General features: G+C 49.9%; 6 protein-coding genes and 1 pseudogene. 3 read left to right on the forward strand and 4 right to left on the reverse strand.

The features are described 5' to 3' along the window. On the forward strand, positions 1-209 hold a 209-nt coding region (locus AC19YY_RS30850), incomplete at its 5' end, for a hypothetical protein (protein ID WP_500605313.1). Here AC19YY_RS30850 and AC19YY_RS30855 read toward each other — a convergent pair. Both AC19YY_RS30855 and AC19YY_RS30860 read right to left on the reverse strand, forming a co-directional pair. Then, on the reverse strand, positions 162-788 hold the full coding sequence (locus tag AC19YY_RS30855) for a response regulator transcription factor (protein WP_169954276.1): 627 nt from the start codon (positions 786-788) through the stop codon (positions 162-164). The two genes, AC19YY_RS30850 and AC19YY_RS30855, sit on opposite strands and share 48 nt — an antisense overlap. Positions 789-900: 112 nt before the next feature. Then, on the reverse strand, positions 901-2,133 hold the full coding sequence (locus AC19YY_RS30860) for an EAL domain-containing response regulator (RefSeq protein ID WP_432755198.1): 1,233 nt from the start codon (positions 2,131-2,133) through the stop codon (positions 901-903). A gap of 1,081 nt (positions 2,134-3,214) precedes the next feature. Between AC19YY_RS30860 and AC19YY_RS30865 the strand changes: the two genes are divergently transcribed. Then, positions 3,215-4,012: a BRO-N domain-containing protein gene (locus AC19YY_RS30865; protein ID WP_500605314.1), complete on the forward strand. Its 798-nt coding sequence runs from the start codon at positions 3,215-3,217 to the stop codon at positions 4,010-4,012. A gap of 393 nt (positions 4,013-4,405) precedes the next feature. On the opposite strand, the pseudogene AC19YY_RS30870 reads toward AC19YY_RS30865, so the two are convergent. Further along, positions 4,406-4,582: pseudogene (locus AC19YY_RS30870) on the reverse strand (DNA adenine methylase); the annotation flags it as partial. 111 nt (positions 4,583-4,693) lie between these two features. Here AC19YY_RS30870 and AC19YY_RS30875 point away from each other — a divergent pair. Next, positions 4,694-5,041 carry a colicin E1 family microcin immunity protein gene (locus tag AC19YY_RS30875; protein ID WP_500605315.1) on the forward strand — a complete coding sequence of 116 codons (348 nt, stop codon included), beginning with the start codon at positions 4,694-4,696 and terminating at the stop codon, positions 5,039-5,041. Between the two features lie 21 nt (positions 5,042-5,062). Here AC19YY_RS30875 and AC19YY_RS30880 read toward each other — a convergent pair whose 3' ends face one another. Next, on the reverse strand, positions 5,063-5,722 hold the full coding sequence (locus AC19YY_RS30880; protein ID WP_500605316.1) for a colicin-like pore-forming protein: 660 nt from the start codon (positions 5,720-5,722) through the stop codon (positions 5,063-5,065). Positions 5,723-5,872: the final 150 nt, after the last annotated feature.

Raw genomic sequence — 5,872 nt, forward strand, 5'->3', positions numbered from 1 at the left:
CTGAAGCCTTGGGCATGACTGATTTGAATGGTGGCGCGCTCTTCAACGCTGAGTTCGGTATAAGACATAGGGGCAGCACCGTACCGGAAAGGTCAGGTGTTGCACTCAGTTTTTGCCGCCGCCGAGTAAAAAAAACAGAAACCCGATTGGCCGCTTCATGCTTAAAGAAGGTTGTTGCGTTTGGCAAACTCGGCAAGATAGACCACTGACTTGACGTTGAGCTTTTCAATCAGTCGGGTTTTATAGGTGCTGATGGTTTTGTTACTCAGAAGCATCGAGTCGCCAATTTCCTTGTTGCTAAAACCCCGAGCCAGTTGCTGCAAAATGGTCAGCTCACGGTCGGACAGTTGACCAATCAAGTCAGACTCACTGACCTGATTGTCACCAGCGCGCACCGAGCTGTTGGAGAGCAATGGAAAATAGCTGTAACCATCCTTTATCGCCTTGATCGCGCGAGTCAACTCCTCAAGGCTCCCCGTCTTGGAAACATAGCCCGAGGCTCCGGCTTTCATGCAGCGCATGGCATAAAAAGAAGCCTCCATGGATGTCAGCACCAGAATTTTACAGGGCAATCCAAGCGCCGAGATGCGACCGATCACCTCCAGACCATCAAGTAATGGCATGGCGATATCGAGCAGGATCAGATCGGGGACATGCTCTCGCGCTAGGCGTACAGCCTCCACACCGTTAGCCGCCTCCGCCACAATTTCAAACTGTTCGGCACCAACCAGTAACTTTACAGAGGCACGAACAAACGAATGATCATCAACGACTAACGCTTTTAACATATGAACCTCTTCGGGAGACAACAACACACCATCACCAGAACAAGACATCCCGACCTTAAGCTCTATACAAAGTAGCTTAAAACGCGCCTGGCAAAATTATGGCATCTATTTTTTATGCAACCGAGGCGCGGCATTGCAACCACACTGCAAAGTCGTCAGCACTCATGGGGACCGCCAGATGAAAACCCTGGCCAAATGAACAGCCCAGATCGACGAGGGCGTTGAGCGTATAGGCATTTTCAATGTTCTCGACAACCAGATCCATCTTCAGCGCCCTGGCCAGCGCCACGCTACTTGAAATGACCGCCCTGTTCCCCAAATCGTCAACATCCCGGACAAAGACACCGTCTAGCTTGAGTTGGTTGAAGGGCAAATGCGCCAGTTGCGTCAAAGAGGAAAAGCCAATGCCGAAGTCATCGACCGACAAACCACAGCCGGCTTGATGCAGATGCAACAAATTTTCCACAGCAGAGGCTGGCAAATCCAGCAGACCGTTTTCGGTGATCTCGAACATCAGTGCAGCACCCGGCAATTCATATTGATGCAAGCGCTGGATAACGTGTTCGACCAGGTCGCTGCTCACCAATTGAGAGGCTGTCAGGTTGAACGCTAGCCCCGTATCAAACCCTTGCTCGCGTAGCCGGCTCATGAGTTCGAGCCCTTGGTCTAGAAGCCGCTTGAACATCTCATCGAGCAGGTCATAAGCCACCACTGCCGCCAACAGATCCCGAGGCAGTAAAAGCCCGCGCTGGGGGTGATTCCAGCGCACTAGAACCTCGGCACCAAACAATCGGCCATCGTGCAGGTTGAACTTGGGTTGGTACCAGGCCTGAAACTCTCCAGCCATCAAACCCAGCAGAACCTGCTGGCGAGGGATCAACTCAATCGCTGTCAGAGTCCCCCTCAGTGCAGAGCAGTACAACGGGGTGAAATCAGACAGGATCTTTTGCAAAGCCCGCAGTTGCAGGGGCTTTTCCAACACACCGAGTAAACGGATAGAAGATAAAGTGGTCAACTTTTCGACCGAACGCCGCAATGCCAGCGGCAACTCTCCATGTATAACCAGCGCACGTACGTTACCCAGTTCGCTGGCCACGCGCAGAAACTCAAGGTTGTTAATCGAACCGTCAGCAAGGTCAAAAAAAATGATGTCGATCACTGCTTGACTGCGAATGTGATCCACTGCTTGCATTGCATTTCCGGCCGACACAACGCTCGCCACCTGCAGATTCAGCAACCCGTTGACCAACACACTGCGTTGCAACGCATGGCTTTCTATGACGAGAACACACCCCTCAACCATCTGTTTCAACCTACCCATTATTAATGGGTAGGACTTTGCCAACTAACTATCCTGCGCCCTTAGAGAAACATCCTCCCGACATGTAGGAAATTTCCCAGGGATAGCCTTAATTACCGTGCCAGAAATTAAATAATCCGTAAGGCGACCTGCGGTTGGATCACCTCACTCGCACGAGCGCCGTCGACATGTCCAGTAGAACTCACGCAAGGCCTCAGGAGGCCAGCCAGCAAATGACCAAGCGACATTCATTGCCAGCTTAACCGACACGCAAAAAAACGTAGGGGGGGCGGATGGGGGAACAAAAAACATCAGACATGAAAAAGCCCCGTAAAACGGGGCTTTTTCATAACAATATGGCGGTGAAGGAGAGATTCGAAAGTACCCGCACCCGCAATCTCGCAGCCGAGGCCCCGGAATACAAGGGCTCCAGCGGTGCCAGTTGCGCAAAAGCATTCCCACGCCATTCCCATGAGCATCAGCATGCATCTCTGTACGCGTGCGCATCACACGTATAGAGGCCTGACGTCCGGGGTCTGGAGGGGGGCAAAAAAAGAGTAACATAAGTAATCTTGACCGTTTTTTACGCTCAAGCTATTGAAATTAAAGGTTTTTATGTTTCTAGCAAAAGGTAATCTTTAAGTAATATTGAAGTAATCTGATTACTCTTTATAAATGTAATTCTCAACCTTTATAAACTCCTTTAAAATCAACAGCTTAGTAAAAAATTACCTTTTCAATTACTTCTCTGTTACTCCTTTTTGTAATCTAAAAACCCACGGGATACGTGGCCTCCAGACCGTTTCTGTGGGGAGATTACTGAAGTTACTCTTTTTGAGACTCCCCCCCTCCCCCTCAACAGCAGAGCCTTTAGACGCCTTCAACAAAATACCCCCTCGGTGCAGGGTTCCGCAGGCTTTTGAGCCCCCCACAACGCCGAGCAGCCCCCCAGCCAGTGCCGCGTTGGGCTGTCCGCAGGGCCGCAGAAAAAACGACCCATTTAGCCCGCAGGCGAGGTGGGGGGACGACGGCGCGCGCCAGGTGTAGATCGAGTTGCCGATCGCAGCCAGGCTGGGCAAACTGCTTGATGCCACACTCTGAACAAGACTTCGTAAGGAACGCACCGATGAGCATGCCCATACTGTTTGAGTTTGAAGCGTTGCCGGTGCGAGTCGTGACAGAAGAGAACGGAGAGCATTGGTTTTGCGCTAAGGATATTTGCACGATTCTCGGCTACAGCAACTCAAGACAGGTGATCAGCGACAACTGCCGCGAGAAGGGTGTCCGTATAACGGACACCCTAACGGAAAAAGGTAAGCAAGAGCTGCAATTCATTGATGAAGGTAACCTATACAGGCTCATCATCAGAAGCCGGAAGGAGGAGGCTCAGCAGTTCGAGTCATGGGTTTGCGACGAGGTACTTCCAGCTCTGCGCAAGACCGGCAGCTATCAACTGGAAAACCGCTCGACAGCCTCAGCGCGCATTGCTAATCACCGACTTCGATTAGTGTTAGGTAAAGAACTCCATCGCACTCGTGATCCCGCGCTGCGCACGCTTATTCACCAGCAACTGGCTGACGTGTCCAATGCATTGGGCCTACCTACCCCAGAGATCGACAGCTTAGGTCTCACCACGCCCAACGTACCGGACGTTCTTAAGACCTTCTGGGAGGCTTTGACTTTTCTCGACGGCAAAGGCGTGCACTATAACCACGCTGTTCGCTCAAATACCCTGGCCGTCAATCTACGAGAGCTAACACGCTTGCTCAGCGAGAACGGCCAATTGCTACAAATCGACACCGTCCTACGCCAAGCCATGTGGCAAAGCCGGAGTCCCCGCTGCCTGCACAAGAACCATGCTGTTCACAGTCGACTAACCGGAAGGATCATCAAATGCTGGGTGTTTGAGCGACTGGCTGAATGAGAATGGGTGCAAAAAACTCGATACATTTAGTCGTCAGGCGAGGGAGGACGACGGCGCGCGCCAGGTGCTGGAGCACATCACAGCCCAAAAATGTAGAACGTCAATTTCCTCGCCAGACCTGTGACGCATCAACGTCCCTAGGCCAAGCGCCCCCCCCAGCAGGTGCCAGCGACTACAGAGTCTTTTACACCTGAAATTCCTGTACTCACCGGAACGAACAACCAAAAATTTTGCAGGAGCGCCCTTAAAATTTTGTATCTAAGTGGTTTTTTTCATAGTGCCGAAGGGCGAAACCTCATCACTCCAGTTCAGACTTTTGCCCTGGGAAAGCCAATCTCCAGTCAGCAAAAATCCACCTCATGCGTGGCCCTTTGTCCTGGCGTAGCCGTCAGATCAGAACACCACTCCCAACGCTGCCGGCTCCCAATTCATGATCACCAGTTCTTCACTGACGTCGGCCTTTCCTTGCTGCTGATTCGCCGTGCTATACAGAAGCTCCACTATTTCAAAATGGACTCAAGCGAACACTCGCCTTATGTCAGGATTGGCGTTGATGCTGAACATGACCTTATAGGAATAAATAGAGAAAGCGGATTTTTTGTACACTAAACCGTTGTTTTTTAGTAAATTAACGGGATACTTCAATGACTTAAACTTGCAAAATCTGAGGGAGCAATAAACATGAAAAGAGATTATTATTTAAAAAACTTAATGTGGGGAATCCTATTTTTCGGCCTTTCAGTTTACAACTATGATTGGGGCTCAAGCGTAACAATAGCCCCGAAGCTAATTCTTCACCCAATTGTATCAGGGATAAATACACTTCTTTTCCCGTTTTCAAAGCGACTTATAGAAAACATAGCTCTGCATTACACAACAAAAGAATTTTGGAGCAGAGGACTACTCATGGAAACCTCAGGAAAAAATGGCGCATACGCTGTTTTTTATTTATTTTGTTTTTTCTTTGCCATCCCCCTCGGATTAATATATCTAATATTTTCCCACTTCAAAAAACAGAACTACTCATAAGGGTAGTGCTGATACACCCATTTAAATAGTTGAAAAATATTTATTCATCATTTCAACTGTAGTATCGTTAATGACTGCCCCTGTCAAAGCCATTAAAGCTCCGAACCCTAGTATCCCCAGCGGCGTTACCGCTGCGAACCCAAAGACAACCCCAACAATGGCTGTCGCAGCTAATCCAAGCCCAATAGTTTCGAGCTTTACAAAAGCTGGCTTCCAGTCACCAGACCTCATAGCCTTACTAACTTCCAGATAAACATCTTTAACATCCATTGCTTTCCCTACATATCCAAATCCTTTGCCAAACTTGGCTGCAGCCTTACCGACAGCATCAAAATCCATTGAGTCAATCTGCTTTGCTGCCGCATCCCAATCCTTAGCACTAAATTTTTTATCCAAAATACTCTTATACTTATCAAATGCTTTAAATGCCTCATCGGCACTGCGAATACTTTTCCCTTTAGCGCTCTCTGCCAACTCTTGCGCTAGCGTAGAGGCCTTATTACCAAACTTACCCGCTACCTCTTCATAAAAGCTGGCGGTGGCCTTAATAGCATCTTCATATTTAGCTTGCTCATCAGCCGCCCGTTTCGCCTCTGCCACAGCCGCAGCCTCTGCGGCGACTTTCGCGATAGCCTCAGCTGCAACACGGGCCTGCTGAGCAGCTGTAGTAGCGTCCAACACTGATTTAACCCCTGCGGCATTAGGGAATCTCCGAACAAGTCCCGGATATGCGAAAATCGACCGACCACCTGATCCGAGCCTCCCATGAGCCAGATGAGCTTTTCCGACTTCGAGTACGCCGGCAAGCGCAAGCAAACCCGCCGCGAACGC

This window comes from Pseudomonas sp. MF09156 (assembly GCF_059862305.1).